This window comes from Listeria immobilis (assembly GCF_014322845.1).
In the GTDB taxonomy this organism is placed as follows: Bacteria; Bacillota; Bacilli; order Lactobacillales; family Listeriaceae; genus Listeria; species Listeria immobilis.
On sequence record NZ_JAASUA010000012.1, the window covers coordinates 73,451 to 92,250 of the forward strand.

The window sequence follows — 18,800 nt, forward strand, 5'->3', positions numbered from 1 at the left end:
TAAAAAAGTTATACTTGAATAATACTTATACTAGATACCTAGATATTCAATTTGTCTATAGAAGGGGATGGTTTGGTGGAACTACGTGTGTTGAATTATTTTTTAACTGTTGCCAGAGAAAAAACGATTAGCAAGGCAGCCGAGGTCCTACATCTAACGCAACCAACTTTATCAAAACAATTAAAAGAATTAGAGGAAGAACTTGGAGTAAAGCTATTTAACCGGGGAAATCGTTCTATTACTTTAACTGAAGAAGGAATTTATTTAGCAAAACGGGGTAAGGAAATTTTAGCTTTAGTGGAATTAACCACTTCTAATTTACACGTAAATGATATAATCGGTGGTCAAATTGCAATTGGAGCAGGAGAAACTAGGGCGTTTGAATTTGTTGGGGAACGTTTACATAAAATAAGAATGAATTATCCAGAAATTAATTTCCAGATATATAGTGGTAATGCCGATGATGTCCTTGAAAAGATTGATCATGGCGTACTCGATTTTGGATTAGTTATTAATCCAGTTGATAAACAGAAATATCAGTATCTACAGTTGCCACTTGTTGATAACTGGGGACTTTTGGTGAATAATTCTCATAACCTGGCAAGTAATAAATATATTGAACCTAATGATATTAAGCAAATCCCACTACTAATTTCTAGTCAAACATTAGTAGATAGTCAACTAGCAGAGTGGCTGGGAGGAAACTTGGACCAACTTACTATCATCGGTTCCTATAATTTACTATATAATGCTTCCCTTCTAGTGAAAGAGAACATCGCAAGTGCCTTGTGTATTGATGGGATATTGAATACAACAGCTACCAATTTGACATTTATCCCTCTCTGGCCACCGATAACTGCGACTATTAATATTGTTTGGAAAAGAAATGCCACTTTCTCTAATGCTGCTAAAGTGTTCTTACAATTGATACAAAAAGATTTGGAGCTAGATTAGCATTTTCTAGTGTAAAACTAATTTCTTTAGGATTTTCTCCAACTACTGGGTTAGCTGGCACTGCCTTTACAAAATCTTAACAATACATTCGGAACGTTACAAACCCTTATACATCAACGAATAATACTGTTTTTATTGAAATTCACTTTACAGAAATAAAAAAATCTATTTACCTTACATTTACTTTCTTTTATGATGAAAAAAGAAGATAAAATCAAGATTACAAACAAAAAGGAGACTTTCATGGAAGACATAAATATTCAGCAAATGATTTTTCAATTTATCGGGGGACTTGGAATTTTTCTTTTCGGTATTAAATTCATGGGAGATGGGTTGCAAATGGCAGCTGGTGATAGACTCCGTGATATTTTGGACAAGTACACAACCAATCCTTTCATGGGTGTACTAGCTGGGATTTTAGTTACCGTATTAATTCAAAGTAGCTCTGGTACAACTGTTTTAACGGTCGGCTTAGTAAGTGCAGGATTTATGACGTTAAAACAAGCAATTGGTGTTATCATGGGGGCGAACATTGGAACAACTGTTACCGCCTTTATTATTGGTATTAAATTATCCGAGTATGCCTTACCAATCATTGCTGTTGGAGCAGTACTCTTATTCTTCTTTAAAAATCATAAAGTAAAAAATATCGGCCAAGTTTTCTTTGGATTTGGTGCGTTATTTTATGGTCTGGATTTGATGGGGCAAGGTATGAAACCACTTGCTGGTATGGAAACTTTCCACGATTTAACCGCACAAATGAGTACAAATCCATTCCTTGGTTTACTAATTGGAACCATATTTACAGCGGTAGTACAGTCGTCTAGTGCTACTATCGGGATATTGCAAGAATTATATGGTCAAGGAGCAATTGATTTACAAGCAGCATTACCTGTTTTATTTGGTGATAATATTGGTACAACAATTACTGCGATACTTGCTGCAATTGGTGCTAGCATTGCCGCGAAACGTGCAGCAGCAACTCATGTTATTTTCAATTTAATTGGTGCCGTAATTTTCATGCTCATCCTACCGATTTTTTCTTCCTTAATAACATATTTACAAGAACTATTTGGATTAAATCCAGAAATGACAATTGCCGTTGCCCACGGAACATTTAATATCACGAATACCTTTATCCAGTTTTGGTTTATTGGAGCATTTGCATGGCTAGTGACGAAAATAATTCCTGGTGACGATTCAAGAATTGATTATAAAACTAAACATCTTGATACGAATTTAATTGACCAGTCTCCTGGGATTGCACTAGAAATGGCGCGCGAAGAAACACTGCGAATGGCAGATTATGCGAAATTCGGTTTACAGGAAGCACGCGAATACTTGGTTAATCGGGAGCCGAAGCATGCAGAGTCAACTATCCAAGTAGAAGAAGCAGTAAATAATTTAGATCGAAAAATTACAGAATATCTAACAAAAATTTCGTCGGTTGCTCTTACGAATAATGAAACAGAAGAACATGCATTAATGCTCGACACCGTTCGTGATATTGAACGAGTTGGCGATCATATGGAAAATATCGTTGAAAATATCGACCAATTGATTAAAAATAAAGCTAAAATGTCTGAAGAAGCATCCAATCAATTAATTAGCATGTTTGAATTAACAACAAAAAATTTCGAACGTGCCGTAAAAGCAATGCATAAAAAAGATCGAGCGCTGGCAGAAGAAACCATTGTTGTCGAAAAAGATATAGATAAGGCAGAGCGGAAATTGCGTAAAGATCATATTCGCCGCCTAAATGAAGGAAAATGCCAAGTAGTAAGTGGTATCTTATATATTGATATTGTAAGTGACTTGGAGCGAATAGGCGATCATGCGAACAACATTGCCGAAGCGGTATTAGAATTAAATGAATAAAAAAGCTTTAAAAGGAAACTAGCTATTATTTTGGCGCTAGTTTCTTTTTTTTGTTAAAAATATACACTTTTATTAGTCCTTGTGAAGCATTGAGTATAATAAGATTGTGGTGTAAAATAAGAATGATTATAAAACTAGAATGACTGGAAGTGTTGAGTCTTATGAGAAACAGAAAAACAATGGATGGAAACACTGCCGCAGCCTATATTTCCTATGCATTTACAGAAGTTGCAGCAATCTATCCAATTACCCCTTCCTCTACTATGGCAGAACTTGTAGATGAATGGGCATCAAAAGACAAAAAGAATTTATTTAATGAACCAGTAAAAGTAGTAGAAATGCAATCAGAAGCAGGAGCAGCTGGGACAGTCCATGGCTCACTTCAAGCAGGGGCGCTGACTAGTACATACACGGCTTCTCAAGGTTTATTACTAATGATACCCAATATGTACAAAATTGCTGGTGAACTATTACCAACTGTTTTTCATGTCTCCGCAAGAACGATTTCTGCAGCATCCCTTAATATCTTTGGAGATCATAGTGATGTTATGGCAACAAGACAAACTGGCTTTGCAATGTTAGCAGAAGGTTCTGTGCAAGAAGTGATGGATTTATCAGCAGTTGCTCACCTTGCCTCTTTAAAAGGAAGCGTACCATTTTTAAATTTCTTTGATGGATTTAGAACAAGTCATGAACTTCAAAAAATCGAGGTACTTGAATATAGTGAATTAGAAAATTTGCTAGATCAAGATGCTTTGCAACAATTTAGAGATCGAGCGATGACACCAAATAATCCAAAAACAATCGGTTCCAACCAAAATCCAGACATTTTTTTCCAACAACGAGAAACGGTTAACCGCTATTATGAAGAGATTCCTAGTATTGTCCAAAATTACATGCAAGAAATTAATCAACTACGTGGAACGGATTATGATTTAGTTAATTATTATGGAGCAGACGATGCGACAGATGTCATTGTGGCAATGGGATCTGTCACACCTGTCATTGAGCAAGTAATTGATTATTTAACGCAACAAGGTAAGAAAGTTGGATTATTAAATATCCGCTTATATCGCCCATTTCCAGCAGAAAACTTTTTAGCAAAACTACCAAACACAGTAGAACGTGTAGCTGTACTTGACCGAACGAAAGAACCTGGGGCAGGCGGTGAGCCACTATTACTTGATGTTCAAAGTGTGCTTTATGATAGTGAAACGCGACCACTAGTTATTGGAGGAAGATACGGCTTAGGTTCAAAAGATGTTACACCAGACCAGATTCTTGGTGTTTATTCGCACCTAAGTGAAGAAAAACCAAAACCTCGCTTCACGATTGGTATTACTGATGATATTACAAATCTCTCCATTTTAAATAGCGGACCAAGTGATTTAACCGCAGAAAAAACGTTCCAATGTAAATTCTGGGGATTTGGATCAGATGGGACAGTTGGTGCCAATAAAGCAGCCATTAAAATCATTGGGGATAATACGGATTTGTATGCACAAGGCTACTTTTCTTATGATTCCAAAAAATCGGGAGGACTGACTGTTTCCCATTTGCGTTTTGGTGAAAAAAGCATTCGGTCAGCCTACTTAATTCAACAAGCTGACTTTGTTTCTTGTTCGACATCTGCTTATTTACGTTCTTATGATTTGCTAAAAGGCTTAAAACCAGGTGGTATATTTCTATTAAATACCATTTGGGAAGGCGAACAACTAGAGCGCCATTTGCCAGCTAGCATGCGTGCTTATATTGCAAAAAATAATATTCAGTTTTATACATTAAATGCAATGAAAATCGCTGGTAATGCTGGGCTTGGACGGAGAATTAATACAGTTATGCAAACGGCCTTTTTCCGTGTAACTGATATTTTACCATTTGAAAAAGCACTTGCAGATCTAAAACAATCCGCTATTGCTACTTATGGAAAAAAAGATATGCAAGTAGCCGAGAAAAATATTATTGCGATGGATCAAACTGTAGCTAATTTACACAAAGTAGAAGTGCCTGAAAGCTGGGCTAATGGGGAAACCGCAGTAACCAAAGAAGCGGTTACCGATCGACCAGCATATATTAAAAATATTCTGGAACCAGTTAATCGATTAGAAGGGGATGCCTTAACAGTTGGAGATTTAATTTCAAATGGTATGGTGAGTGGAGCGTATCCAGCAGGAACAGCAGCTTATGAAAAACGCGGAATTGCACTAGAAGTTCCGGAATGGATTTCTGAAAACTGTACGATGTGTAATGAATGTGCATTTGTTTGTCCTCATGCTGCAATTCGTCCAATTTTAACAGATGAAGCAGAATTAGCATCTGCTCCAGAAGGTTTTATGACTCGAGAAATGCGCGGGAAAGATGGTCTTCAATATCGGATACAAGTTTCGCCAATGGATTGTACAGGCTGTAATTTATGTGCAGAAACTTGTCCAGCCAAGGATAAAGCTTTAGTTTTGAAACCATTTGAAGAAGTAGCTGCCAAAGAAAATCCGAATTGGTCATTTGCTATCAATGTAAAACCTAAGAAAAATCCAAGTAAGAAAAATACTGTTCCTGGTAGCCAGTTTGAACAGCCATTACTTGAGTTTTCGGGTGCTTGTGCAGGTTGTGGTGAAACACCTTATGTAAAATTATTAACGCAAATGTTTGGTGACCGTATGATGATTGCTAATGCGACTGGTTGTTCATCTATTTGGGGGGCATCAGCACCTGCAACGCCTTACACTGTCAATGACAAAGGGCATGGACCTGCGTGGGGAAATTCCTTATTAGAAGATAACGCAGAATACGGATATGGTATGTATCTAGCCAATCAAACCATGCGAAAAGCTTTAAGTAACAAGGTTTCAAAAGCACTAACAGAAGAGGTGCTTTCTGATAATTTACGTGAAGTGTTAACTACATGGCAAACGAAGATGGATGTTAGCGAAGATACGCGTGAACGAGCTGAACAGTTACAACTTGCTCTATTAAGTGAAATGGATGGCAACTTAATACTCGAATCAATTTATAATGATCGAGAACTATTTATTAAACGTTCACAGTGGATGCTTGGTGGTGATGGTTGGGCTTATGATATTGGCTTTGGTGGAATTGATCATGTTTTAGCATCAGGAGAAGATGTGAATATTTTTGTAATGGATAATGAAGTTTATTCTAATACAGGTGGTCAGTCTTCCAAAGCAACACCAACAGCCGCTATTGCAAAATTTGCTTCTGGCGGAAAATCAGTAGGTAAAAAAGATCTCGGCGTGATGGCGATGAGTTATGGTAATATCTATGTAGCGCAAATTGCGATGGGAGCAAGTAAGCGACAAACTTTAAAAGCAATTGAGGAAGCAGAAGCATATCCTGGTCCTTCGCTTATTATTGCTTATACGCCATGTATTAATCACGGTATTTCAAGTGGGATGAAAACGATGTTAACCGAAACGCAAAAAGCTGTAGAATGTGGCTATTGGAGTTTATATCGCTATAATCCAGCGCTTGAAGAAAAAGGTAAAAATCCAATGACGATGGATTTCAAAAAAGTCGATTTTGACCAATTTGAAGATTTCTTAAAACGAGAAACACGTTATTCAGCTTTATATAAAGCAAATCCAGAAGTAGCACGTAAGCTATCCGAAAAAACGCGAACTGATGCTGAAAAACGTTTTAAACGATATGCGACAATGGCTGGTTTAGATTTAGAAAAAATATTCAAGAAAAAAGAAGTTGCTGAAACAAGTGGAACAGCTCCAGTTGATGACGAACGCGCGGCCAGAAAAGCTGCTAGAGAAGCGAGAAGAAAAGCACGCGAACAAGAAAAATAAAAAAAGGACCCAGACATTTTTTCTGGGTCCTTTTTGCTTAGGATTTGTGGGAATCATAAGCAATGTGGGAATGAATAGATATTCTTTAGTGAGCAAAAATATAAAGAAATAGCTACTATTTTAATATAACTTTTTTTGAGCAATCTTGCACTAGTAAAAAGGATATAAAAACAGGCAAATATACGAAACCACGTTGCAGTTAAGGCAATTTGCGACATGTGAAAGTTTTATGACAATTTATTTTAATGATTTTCGTGGAGTAACCCAATTCGATAAGCATGCAATAGTTGTTTTAAATCCTCTGCTTGGCTATTAAGTTCTTTGCCGACATCTGTGTCTCTAACCCGTTTTCGACTACTTTCCATTTCAATTACTTGTCTTGTAGAAAGAATATCCGTTTCATTTTTAACAACATCTTCTTTATTTGTAAATGGTTGGTGACTGACTAGTTGTAACCCATAACTATTAAATAACAGAGTATATCCCGCTAAGGTAGTCTTTTTATGGTACGCTTTTGCAAATCCGCCGTCAATAACGAGCATTTTTCCGTCTGCCTTAATAGGACTTTCACCTTTTCCTTCTTTTACGGGGGTATGTCCATTAATTATATGTCCATTATTCGGATCGAGACCAAATTCCACTAAGATTTTTTTACAAATAGTTTCTTCATTGCGCAATTTATAGTAAGGGTTTTTTTCTTCGGTATGTGTCTCTTTATCAGCAACAAAATATCGCTCGAATGTGGTCATTTCGCTTTTTCCAAACAAAGACGATATAGCTCCGGTCCATAAATACCAAACAATATCACAAGCATATTTCTTTTCTTTAGTACCAGCTGGACGAACATAAGCTTCTCTGGTAAGCATTTCAAATTGTTCCAGCAGTGCGCGACCAGTATATTTTTTCTTGTGTAATTCCATCGCCATAAACTCCCCATCCTGATGAAGCGGAATACAACCGTGATAAAGTAAATTTCCATTATAAGTCAGGAACATACTGCCTTTCGCATATAAAAATTGAACATGTTTTTGCAAGCGACGACAATTTTTAAAGGCAGCAATAATTTTATCAATCAGTTCTTGTTCAGCAGACGTTAATTGATAGGGCTGCGCAGGATCAATAGTCGGAAAATGTGTATCAAGTAAGTCATAGTTCTTTCCTTTTAAATGAATACGTCCATTTTGATAATCAATAAAATCGAGAACTAAACGGTGCTTCATATCGAATTCGTCGTGCCGTTGGATAATTGCGCCTTCCAGTTTAAATTGAATGATAGCGATTGCTTTATGCATTCGGGCAATTTGGGTGATTTCGGCGTTACTATACTCAATATTATCTTCATTTTTAGGTTGGAAATAAGTGCAGGGGTCATCTTGATAAATAGCATCAGCAAAAAGAGCAAGCGGGCGTAAAGAAATACCATAACTATCTTCTAAAATATCTAGATTTAAGTAACGTGCAGAAATTCGTATTACATTAGCTGCGCAAACTTTGGAACCACTTGCAGCTCCCATCCATAAAATATCATGGTTACCCCACTGGAAATCAAGCGAGTGGTAATTCATTAATGTATCCATAATTTTATCTGGATAGGGACCTCGGTCATATACATCGCCAACAATGTGCAAATGATCGACGACGAGTTGTTGAATCAAACGTGACAGGGCGCTAATAAATTCTTCAGCACGGTCAAGTGAGATAATATGTTGAATGATTTCTTCATAATATAATTTTTTATCATCATCATTATAGTTTTCTTGTAATAACTCTTCTAATATGTAAGTAAAATCTTCTGGCATTGCTTTTCGTACTTTAGAGCGCGTGTATTTCGAAGCAACATATTGGCAAAGTTCAATTAAACGAAAAAGCGTCGTACGATACCAGGCACCCATATCGTTTTGTTCTTTCGTAATTAAATCCATTTTTTCTTCGGGATAATAAATAAGAGTACTAAGTGAATTTATTTCTGAATCATCAAGCTCTGCACCAAAAATATCACGGATTTTCCGTTTAACAACACCGGAACCATTACGTAATACCTGTTCAAAAGCACTATATTCACCATGTATATCACTTAAAAAATGTTCTGTACCTTTTGGCAAGTTCATAATTGCTTCCAGATTAATAATTTCTGTCGCCGTTTTCGCAATAGTAGGATATTGTTTTGCTAGTAAACGTAAATACTTTACATCCATTTCTTCCATAAGCAGCTACTCCTTTTTATAATTGGTATAGCTATTATATTTCTTAAACTAACTTAATACAAGGGTTTTGTTTAATAATTGGTCTATACAAAAAAGACGAGCGCAGGCCCGTCCTAAAAAACTGGATGAAGAAAATATAAAACAATCGGTAAGGTAATAATACTTAAAACGGTACTAATAAAAGTCGCGCTTGAAACTAAATCGGGTTTTGTATCAAATTGAACAGCCATTAAAGTAGTGTTAGCGGCAGTTGGCATTGCTGCAAGTAAAATCATAATTTGCTTGGTCATTTCGTCTACTGGAAGAATAAAGGTTAAGCCAAGTGCAATCAGTGGAGCAATTAACAATTTTAAAATAAGCGCAATTCCTACTTTATCAAGTTCAATTCTTCTAAAGGAAATTACTGCAAGTTGCATACCAAGCACAATCATAATCGTTGGTATTGCTGCATCACCAACAAGTTTCACACAGGTCATTAACGCGGCCGGTAGCGAAATATGTACTAATTGAAATCCAAGTCCAAGTAATGCGCCGTAAGCAATGGGCATTCGGACCACTTTTTTGATAACAGCTTTCATGCCACCGGAGTCTTTGCTTCCTTTAGCAGCGAAATAAACGCCAATCGTACTCATTGCCAGTTGTTGTAAAACCATTAAAACAACTGCAATATCAAGCCCAGATGCACCAAAAACGAGCAAAACTACCGGTGTTCCGTAATTTCCGTTATTCATAAATGCACTAGCCAAAATTAATGCACAGCGATCTTGCAAGTTATACCCAAATAAAAAGCTAATCAAGCTAACTAGTAAAATCAAAATTAAACAGAGGGCAAAAATGTATATCGCCAAATACAGATAATCAATTGATAGCGGATTTGTATAAAAGGTAGTAAATGCAAGAAATGGGGACATTAAGTAAAGGGTTAATTTTGAAAGATTAGGAATATCGAATTTTAATGTTTTTTGTCCAATAAACCCAATAGCAAAAATCCCAAAAACAGGAAGTAAAATAAGTAAAAATTCCATAGCAACGCTCTTTTCTAAAGGTATTTTTGCTTTATTGTACCATAGATTAAAGCGGTTAATGTAATGTATGTTCAACTAGAAAGCAGCCAACAGATAGTGTATTCAATTTAAGTACGAGTATATATTAGTTATGTGTAATTTAATCTTGACAAAACAAATTTTAATAAGTACGTTAAACCGAAAAAAGTAGAAAAATAGCTAAAAAAGCAATAAAATCTTGCCATTTCTACACTTTTGAGAATATTTCACTTAAAAATTCTATTGATATAAGCGCTTAAATTTATTTTTGTCACAATTTATCCATTTTAATAAGTCTTTATACCTGTAACTATTTTAAGAAACAGCAGTATAATTAATCATGTAAGAAAGATTATTGAAATTAACTACAAAAGAGGTGCAGATTTGAAAAAATTAAGTTTATTATTTTTAGGTATGGTACTCGCTGTTTCCGTTTTAATGGCTTCACCTTTTGCAGCATCTGCAGAAACTTATGATATAGAGAAAAATTTAGATAAGCCATTTAAAATTAGTCTTCATCTTCAAGATCAAAAAAATTCTGAAGGTGCTTGGGGAAGTTATATTACTCCGGTCAATGTCACTTTAACTAATCTTGAAGGCGTAAATTCCAATGTGACTTATGGGGAAAGCAATGCAACAGGAACGCTTTATCAATATGCTGATGTGGTTATCTCAGGAACACCTACAAAAGCAGGGGTAGGGTCAATCAATTTAGAATATCAAGATGGTGCAGGAAATAAGGCATCCTTCCAATACTCAGTTAATATAAAATCAGCTGTAACAGTACGCTATTTAGATGAATTTGGCAATCTGCTGGCTGACGATGTATCATTAACAGGAAATTTGGGCGAAAGTTATGTAACTGATTCTAAAGAGTTGGATGGTTGGGTCATAAAAAGTCCACCAGATAATGCGACAGGGAACTACAGTGAGCAAAGACAAACAGTTAACTACGTCTATGAAAGAGCTGCTGGCGCAAATATAGTAGTCAAATACACAGATACAGAAGGAAATGAAATCGCAACTGCAGATATTATTAGTGGTAAACTAGATGATACATTTGAAACAACTCCAAAAGAAATAGACGGCTTTGAGTTAAATGAAGCCCCCACTAATGCAACTGGTATTTTTACAGATCAAGAACAACAAGTAACGTATGTCTATGAAAAAGTAGAATCAGAGGATAGTACAACCCTTCCTGAAACAACTTCTACAGATTCCACAACAGAAACTTCTACCAATACATTTGCCAAAGCAGAAACAACACCTTCAACCGAAGCAACAGAAAATCCAACAAAAACTGCAACAGCAAATCCAACAGAACCTTCTCTAAAAGCATCAACAGAGGTAGCGAATAATAGTGAAATCCCAGCCAAAGAGAAGACTGCAGAAACGGCATTGGATTCTGCAAAACAACCAAATGATAGCTCAACAGTGGAACCAGTCAAAAGCGGAAATTCTGTAATAAACAAAGAAAATAACCTTCCTAAAACAGGGGACTCCGATGGTTTAGCAACAGTCCTATTTGGAGGATTCCTCGTGTTACTAACAGCTGGATTATTCTTATTCAGTAAAAAACCTTCTAAACGATAAAAATAAAAAACAGGCGCAAATGGTAATAATGAAACTACCAAATGCACCTGTTTTTTATTCGCGTTTTAACATTTTGGTATTGGCTAAAAAGAGTGCTGCAACAAGTATTAAGATGGCTCCTGAGAGAATTAAAGTAGACGTTGCACTAGAATGATCAACAATGATAAAGCGAATGATTGCTGTAATACCAATATAAATGAAATACCTTAGCGGGAAGTGGAAATGCGATTCAAAATACTTAACAATTAACGCAATAAATTCAAAGTAAAGGAAAAATGTTAAAATATCTTGCGTCATATAATAATAGGAAACTTCCGTATCTAAAAAGAAAATATTATTAAATATGGTAAAAGCTTCTCTAATTAAAAAGGCGGTTAAGGTAAAACCAACCATAATTAATGCTAAATTCAAAGTCAATCGAAGTAAAATCGGAACAATGGAAGAAATTTTTTCTAACCACTTCATGTTTTTCCTCCTCTTTAAAAACGAATAGTTGTTTTAGTTAGTTTACACTATCTGAAGCTCTTTGCCTATTTTAAAGGTAGGTTTGCCTACTTGCTTTTTTATAGATAAGAAAACTAGCAACCATAATTAGAATTACCCCATAATTGTAGGAGCTTCATGACCAATCGAGTTGTAAATTTGACCGCGAATAGTAGGTAAAGCAGAATGGGTGTAATATAGTTGATGCCGATAACTGCAAATTTCTGCAATCATCCCCAAAACAGCCATTTGCTTATCTATTAGCTTCAACAATAGTTTTGGCATGATGAAAACCAGGTCAACTTAAATGTATTTTCCGGAGGCTTATAGGATGGATGAAAGCGCTATTTGTTAAGAGTATGTAAATTCTTTTCCTTATCAATATTATTTCCATGTAAAGTTTTGTTATACTTAACACATAAACTATTTGGAAGGGACTGAAGGGATTGGAGATATACCGCAAAAGCGCGGCAGAAACATTTGTTCAACTAGATGCGACCGAAAAAGGTCTAACAACAGCGGAGGTAACAAAACGGCAAGAAAAGTATGGCTTTAATGAATTGAAAAATAAAAAGAAAGACCCGTTATGGAAACTTTTTTTAGAAACATTTAAAGATCCAATGGTTATAGTGTTGGTTATTGCGGCACTTGTTCAATTAGTACTTGGAGAAGTGGTTGAATCCTTAATTATCTTTTTAGTGTTAATTGTAAACTCAGTGATTAGTGTTGTTCAAACAAGAAAAGCTGAGAGTTCGCTTGATGCTTTAAGAGAAATGTCTGCCCCAGTGGCTAAAGTTATTCGTGATGGTAGTAAACAAAGCATTCATGCCCGCGAATTAGTACCTGGTGATGTAGTTATCTTAGATGCAGGTGATTTTGTCCCAGCAGATGGTCGTTTATTTGAAAGTGGTTCTTTGAAGATTGACGAAGGAATGCTGACAGGTGAATCAGAAGCGGTCGAAAAGTATATAGATACGATTTCGGATGAAGTAGGACTTGGGGACCGTGTCAATATGGTGTTCAGCGGTTCGCTAGTCGTATACGGTCGTGGTATGTTTGTTGTAACCGGGACTGCTAGCGAAACGGAAATTGGTAAGATTGCTGGACTTCTTGAAACTGCTGAAGCAAAACAAACACCATTACAACGAAAATTAGAAACATTTAGTAAAAAATTGGGACTTGGAATTTTAGCGCTCTGTATTTTAATTTTTGCTGTAGAAGCAGGACGTGTATTTTTAGGAAATGATTCTGCGGATATGGCGACGGCGATTCTAAATGCCTTTATGTTTGCTGTAGCAGTGGCTGTAGCGGCGATTCCAGAAGCACTTTCTTCCATCGTAACGATTGTTCTTGCAGTTGGAACGAATAAAATGGCCAAACAACATGCGATTATTAGAAAACTCCCTGCTGTGGAAACATTAGGATCCACAAGCGTTATTTGTACAGATAAGACTGGGACATTAACCCAAAATAAAATGACAGTGGTTGACTACTACTTACCAGATGGTACAAAAGAAAATTTCCCAGATAGTCCAGAAAATTGGTCAGAAGGGGAGCGCCGTTTAATCCATATTGCGGTACTTTGTAATGACTCCAATATTAATGGAGAAGGTAAAGAACTTGGTGATCCAACCGAAGTAGCGCTCATTGCTTTTAGTAATAAAAATAATCAAGATTACAATGAAATTCGCGAAAAATTCATCCGTGAAGGTGAAATTCCGTTTGATTCAGATCGTAAGTTAATGTCAACGCTGCATACCTTCAATGAAAATAAAGCAATGCTAACAAAAGGTGGACCGGATGTAATGTTCGCTCGCTGTAGTTATGTTTTCCTTGACGGAGAAGAAAAGCCAATGACAACAGAAATTTTGGCGAAACTACAAGAAATAAACGAAGAATTTTCTAATCAAGCGCTTCGTGTTCTAGCATATGGTTACAAACGAATGCCGGCCGATACTACGGAATTAAACCTATCGGATGAACAAGATATTGTCTTGGTTGGTTTAACTGCAATGATTGACCCACCACGTGAAGCTGTGTATGCCTCTATTGAAGAGTCGAAAAAAGCGGGTATCCGTACAGTTATGATTACCGGAGACCATAAAACAACGGCACAAGCAATTGGCCGCGACATTGGTTTAATGGATGCTGATGATATTGCATTGACAGGTCAAGAACTAGATGCAATGCCAGAAGAAGAACTCGACAATAAATTAGAGCATATTGCTGTATATGCTCGAGTTTCTCCAGAAAATAAAATCCGTATTGTTAAAGCTTGGCAGAAAAAAGGTAAAATCACCGCAATGACTGGAGACGGTGTTAATGATGCCCCTGCTTTAAAACAAGCAGACATTGGTGTTGCAATGGGTAGCGGGACGGATGTTGCTAAAGACTCCGCCGCAATGATATTAACTGATGATAACTTTGTTTCCATTGTGGATGCAGTAGGTGTTGGTCGTACTGTTTTTGATAATATTAAGAAATCGATTGCCTATCTATTTGCAGGTAATTTAGGTGCAATCATTGCGATTTTATTCGCGCTTGTACTTGACTGGATTAATCCATTTACAGCATTACAACTACTATTTATTAATTTAGTCAATGATTCCCTGCCAGCAATCGCCTTAGGTATGGAAAAAGCAGAACCTGACGTGATGAAACGCAAGCCAAGAGATATTAACGAAGGGATTTTTGCCGGTGGAACGATGCGCGCAGTGATTAGCCGCGGAGTATTAATCGGTATCGCCGTAATCATCTCACAATATATCGGTATGCAAATTTCACCAGAGATGAGTGTTGCAATGGCATTTACTACACTTATCCTAGCTCGTACATTACAAACTTTTGCTGCCCGCTCAAATGTTCAAACTGCATTTGGCGCAGGATTCTTTAGCAATAAATATGTAATTGGCGCGGTATTACTTTGTTTCGCATTATACGGAATCACTGTTTTACCAGGAGCGCGTGAAATCTTCTCCATCCCAGCAACATTTGGCTTACATGAATGGTCAATTGCTGCAGGACTAGCACTCGGAGCAGTAATTATGATGGAAATTATCAAAGTCATTCAAAATAAATTTTTTAAAGAAGCATAATAAAAGCAGAAATCCCTAGTTGTTCTAATGGGATTTCTGCTTTTTCGTGTGAAGCTTATTGTAATGCGTGGCAATCAATAGTGTTTATTTAAGTCCGTTCTTTCCAAATAAAAGATTAAACATTTGATTAGGTTGTGGTATCTTTATTGATTTAAAAATATTTTAATACACCAACCAAATAACTGCTCCAACTGTCCAAACCATCGCAAGCGGTACTAAAATTCGGAACTTTGTTTTTTGTGTCTTATGATGAAAAAGTTGCATCGATATCCAACTGCCAAATGCGCCGCCGAGAAACGCAGTAAGAAGAAGGGCGGATTCTGGAATACGGTATGCGTGTTTTATTGCTTTTCGTTTATCAATAGCGAACATTAGAAATGAAATAACTGTTATCGCAATCAAATAAATCGTTAAAACCATTAGTAATTCCCCCTTTAAATTGCTAAAACAAACTTTATTGATTAGAATAAAAGCATACCACAAAAGAAAGCAGGGATAAAATGGCAAAAGAAATTATTCAAACAAATAATGCGCCAAAAGCACTTGGACCGTATTCGCAAGCTGTAAAAGTGAATGGTTTTATTTTCACATCGGGTCAACTTGGTATTAACCCAGCAACTGGAGAATTAGCAGAAGGGGCGACAGAACAAGCCGAGCAAGCTTTTAAAAATCTAGCATCTGTGTTAGAAGAAGCTGGTTCTAGTTTGGAAAAAATCGTCAAAGCAACTGTTTTTTTCAAAGATTTAAATCAATTTACAGCAGTTAATGAAGTATACGCAACATTCTTTTCCAGTGATTTCCCAGCTAGAAGTGCATTTCAAGTAGCAAAATTACCACTTGATGCCGAAATTGAAATCGAAGTTATTGCAGAAGCATAAATATTCAGAAAAAAGTTGACAATCAATCTATACAAACGATATAATAAAAAACAATTACATAGCAACTTATCAAGAAAGGTGGAGGGTTCTGGCCCAGTGAAGCCTTGGCAACCGGATTTCTCACGGTGCCAAATCCAGCAGGTAACACTGACAGATAAGGCATGCGAATCAGGTAAAGCTACTTTCCCTCAAAAGCTGTCTTTTAAGGGGAAGTTTTTTTGTACATAAAAATAATAAAGAATTGAGGCGAAGAAAATGAAGCAAGTAGCACCATTTTATGCAGATCACGTTGGGAGTATTTTACGAACAAAGGCGATTAAAGAAGCGAGAAAGAAATTTGAAGTGGGTGAAATTTCAGCCGAAGAACTTCGTACAGTTGAAAACACAGAAATAAAATATATTGCGGAGAAGCAGAAAGAAGTTGGCTTAAAAGCAATTACAGATGGCGAATTCCGCCGAGCGTGGTGGCATTTTGACTTCTTAGAGAATTTAGATGGTGTAGAAGGGTACGATGCGGAAGGTGGTATTCAGTTTAGCCAGGTGCAAACTAAATCGCATTCAGTAAAAATTACAGGTCCAATCGACTTTACAACCCATCCTTTTATAGCTGATTTTCAGTTTTTAAAAGAGCAAGTTGGCGAAAACCATGTAGCTAAGCAAACGATTCCAAGTCCAGCGATGCTCCATTACCGCGGAGATATTGAATATCAGCCATATTTAGACGATACTACAAAATTTGCTAGCGATTTAGCAGTAGCATATCAAAAAGCGATACAAGCCTTTTATGATGCAGGTTGCAGGTATTTACAACTAGACGATACTTCATGGAGTTATTTATGCTCTGATGAACAGCGAGAAGTGGTTCGGAAGCGAGGTTTTGACCCAGATACATTACAGGAAACATATAAAACCTTAATAAATGAAGCTGTGAAATATAAGCCAGCTGATATGGTCATTACGATGCATATTTGCCGTGGGAATTTCCGTTCAACTTGGATTGCTTCGGGCGGCTATGGACCTGTAGCTGAAACTTTATTTAGCCAGTTACATATAGACGGTTTCTTTTTAGAGTATGATAATGAACGTTCTGGGGATTTTGCTCCTTTACAATATGTTAACCGACCGGATCTTAAAATTGTTCTCGGTTTAGTTACCTCTAAAACAGGTGAGTTAGAGGAAGCGGCAACAATTAAGGCGCGTATTGAAGAAGCTAGTAAAATAGTTCCGCTCACCCAATTACGACTTAGCCCACAGTGCGGGTTTGCTTCCACCGAAGAAGGCAATATTTTAACAGAAGAAGAGCAATGGAATAAATTACGTTATATAGTTAAATTAGCAAACGAGGTATGGGGAGATTAAATAAGCAAAAGAACTAGTTGGAAGTTTTCAGCTAGTTCTTTTTTATCTTTACAAATGGTATGGATAGCGCTAGAATAAGTGTTCTAGAGGAGGTAATTCCTTTGAATACGCAATTACAACAAAAACTAACTTTATTACCTGATTCACCAGGTTGTTATATATATAAAGATGAAAAGCAAGAAATTCTCTATATCGGCAAATCTAAATGTCTAAAAAACCGCGTAAAGTCTTATTTTACTGGTAAGCAAATTGGTAAAACAGCTCGACTTGTCCGGCAAATTAGCGATTTAGAGCTTATTATTACAACGACAGAAAAAGAAGCATTGCTACTAGAGATGATTTTAATTCAAAAATACCAGCCGCCCTTTAATGTTATGTTAAAGGAAGGTCCGAGCTACCCATATATTAAAATTACAAATGAAAAAAATCCGCATATTGAAGTAGTGGTAGAAACAAAAGCAGATGGTGCACACTATTTTGGTCCTTATCCAGGCCGTTATTCTGTAAGGCAAACGGTGGCATTATTAGAAAAACTTTTCCCATTATGTAGATGTGAAGGAAAACCTGGCCGTCCTTGTTTATATTATCATTTAGGATTATGCCTAGGCCCATGCCAAGCAGAAATTGAACCGGCTGTATATCAAGCTCAAATTCAAAAAATTTCGCGATTTTTAGAAGGTGATGTTAAAGATATCAAAGCAAAATTAACAGAAGATATGCAAATCGCGACAGAAAAATTACAATTTGAACGAGCGGCAGAACTACGAGATACTATTCACGCTATTAATGAAACAATTGAAAAGCAGCATATTATTTTTCCAGGTTTAAAAAATCGTGATATTATCGGTTGCTACACAGAAGATAATTATTTAAGTGTTTTTGTCTTTTTTGTTCGTAATGGTGCAATTAACGGGACTAAGTGGCACGTTTTTCAAATTCAAAAATCACTACAAGAAGATTTAGCGGATTTTATCAATCAATTTTATCAAGATCCGAATAACATCTGGCCTAAAGAGCTATTAATTGCAGAAAAACTAAATAAAAATTCTTTATCAACCAATCTTCAAAAAGCAAGTTCATTTCCACAAAAAGGCGGAAAAAAGAAGCAAATAGATTTAGCAGTCGAAAATGCGAAGAGCACATATATTGCATATACTAAAATGAAAGAATACGATTTTGAAAATCAATTAAAAAATACTTAGAAGCTAACGGTTATTCATTGGCTCAGATTGTAGAAAAATGTTTGGGAATTAACACAATGACAGTGCTGGTGAGATTTTCTATTACCTAATTGGCGATTCCTGGAAGCTTACACTAAATTAATAGCAATTTCTCATTTACTTTGAGCCCCTAACGTCACTGTTAGGGCTTTTTTTATGCAAAAAAACACGTCCATCATAGATGTTTTTAGGCGTCTTGCTCCATGTTTTTCCTAGTGTTTCCATTTGTGAATGATATAATAAGAACAGGAGAATGGACTCCTAATAAAAGAAGAGAGGAT

Annotated in this window: 13 protein-coding genes and 1 riboswitch; of the genes, 8 read left to right on the top strand and 5 right to left on the bottom strand. The window is 36.3% G+C overall.

All coding sequences use genetic code 11. The annotated features are described in order from the left end of the window. The first annotated feature begins 75 nt into the window (after positions 1-75). From HCJ45_RS13090 to nifJ, 3 genes are all read left to right on the top strand, one after another. Positions 76-954, top strand: a complete 879-nt coding sequence (locus HCJ45_RS13090; protein WP_187125107.1) for a LysR family transcriptional regulator — start codon at positions 76-78, stop codon at positions 952-954. A 243-nt stretch (positions 955-1,197) separates the two neighbouring features. After that, positions 1,198-2,832: a Na/Pi cotransporter family protein gene (locus HCJ45_RS13095; RefSeq protein WP_185346982.1), complete on the top strand. Its 1,635-nt coding sequence runs from the start codon at positions 1,198-1,200 to the stop codon at positions 2,830-2,832. A gap of 161 nt (positions 2,833-2,993) precedes the next feature. Next, positions 2,994-6,644 (top strand): pyruvate:ferredoxin (flavodoxin) oxidoreductase, encoded by a 3,651-nt coding sequence (nifJ, locus tag HCJ45_RS13100; RefSeq protein WP_187125108.1) that lies wholly within the window; start codon positions 2,994-2,996, stop codon positions 6,642-6,644. Between the two features lie 242 nt (positions 6,645-6,886). On the opposite strand, the gene HCJ45_RS13105 is transcribed toward nifJ, so the two are convergent. Continuing rightward, positions 6,887-8,848 carry a fructose-1,6-bisphosphatase gene (locus HCJ45_RS13105; RefSeq protein ID WP_187125109.1) on the bottom strand — a complete coding sequence of 654 codons (1,962 nt, stop codon included), beginning with the start codon at positions 8,846-8,848 and terminating at the stop codon, positions 6,887-6,889. Between the two features lie 113 nt (positions 8,849-8,961). After that, the gene (locus HCJ45_RS13110) at positions 8,962-9,873 is read right to left on the bottom strand and encodes an AEC family transporter (protein ID WP_187125110.1); all 912 of its coding nucleotides are present in this window, start codon (positions 9,871-9,873) and stop codon (positions 8,962-8,964) included. A 402-nt stretch (positions 9,874-10,275) separates the two neighbouring features. On the opposite strand from HCJ45_RS13110, the gene HCJ45_RS13115 reads away from it, so the two are divergent. Continuing rightward, positions 10,276-11,484 (top strand): MucBP domain-containing protein, encoded by a 1,209-nt coding sequence (locus tag HCJ45_RS13115; RefSeq protein ID WP_187125111.1) that lies wholly within the window; start codon positions 10,276-10,278, stop codon positions 11,482-11,484. A 54-nt stretch (positions 11,485-11,538) separates the two neighbouring features. Here the strand turns inward: HCJ45_RS13115 and psiE are convergent, their stop codons facing one another. Both psiE and HCJ45_RS13125 read right to left on the bottom strand, forming a co-directional pair. Next, positions 11,539-11,949, bottom strand: coding sequence for a phosphate-starvation-inducible protein PsiE (gene psiE, locus HCJ45_RS13120; protein WP_187125112.1), 411 nt, complete (start codon positions 11,947-11,949; stop codon positions 11,539-11,541). A 132-nt stretch (positions 11,950-12,081) separates the two neighbouring features. Next, positions 12,082-12,252, bottom strand: a complete 171-nt coding sequence (locus tag HCJ45_RS13125; RefSeq protein WP_187125113.1) for a hypothetical protein — start codon at positions 12,250-12,252, stop codon at positions 12,082-12,084. Between the two features lie 161 nt (positions 12,253-12,413). Here HCJ45_RS13125 and HCJ45_RS13130 point away from each other — a divergent pair, with 161 nt between their 5' ends. Further along, positions 12,414-15,062 (top strand): calcium-transporting ATPase, encoded by a 2,649-nt coding sequence (locus tag HCJ45_RS13130; protein ID WP_187125114.1) that lies wholly within the window; start codon positions 12,414-12,416, stop codon positions 15,060-15,062. A 162-nt stretch (positions 15,063-15,224) separates the two neighbouring features. On the opposite strand, the gene HCJ45_RS13135 is transcribed toward HCJ45_RS13130, so the two are convergent. Beyond that, positions 15,225-15,482, bottom strand: coding sequence for a DUF1294 domain-containing protein (locus HCJ45_RS13135; RefSeq protein WP_187125115.1), 258 nt, complete (start codon positions 15,480-15,482; stop codon positions 15,225-15,227). 80 nt (positions 15,483-15,562) lie between these two features. On the opposite strand from HCJ45_RS13135, the gene HCJ45_RS13140 reads away from it, so the two are divergent. From HCJ45_RS13140 to uvrC, 3 genes are all read left to right on the top strand, one after another. Further along, positions 15,563-15,940 (top strand): RidA family protein, encoded by a 378-nt coding sequence (locus HCJ45_RS13140; protein ID WP_187125116.1) that lies wholly within the window; start codon positions 15,563-15,565, stop codon positions 15,938-15,940. 63 nt (positions 15,941-16,003) lie between these two features. Further along, positions 16,004-16,101, top strand: a riboswitch (SAM riboswitch). 94 nt (positions 16,102-16,195) lie between these two features. Next, positions 16,196-17,299, top strand: a complete 1,104-nt coding sequence (locus tag HCJ45_RS13145; RefSeq protein WP_187125117.1) for a 5-methyltetrahydropteroyltriglutamate--homocysteine S-methyltransferase — start codon at positions 16,196-16,198, stop codon at positions 17,297-17,299. A gap of 59 nt (positions 17,300-17,358) precedes the next feature. After that, complete coding sequence (uvrC, locus tag HCJ45_RS13150) at positions 17,359-18,501, top strand: excinuclease ABC subunit UvrC (RefSeq protein WP_425489962.1); 1,143 nt, start codon at positions 17,359-17,361, stop codon at positions 18,499-18,501. The last annotated feature ends 299 nt before the right edge of the window (positions 18,502-18,800 follow it).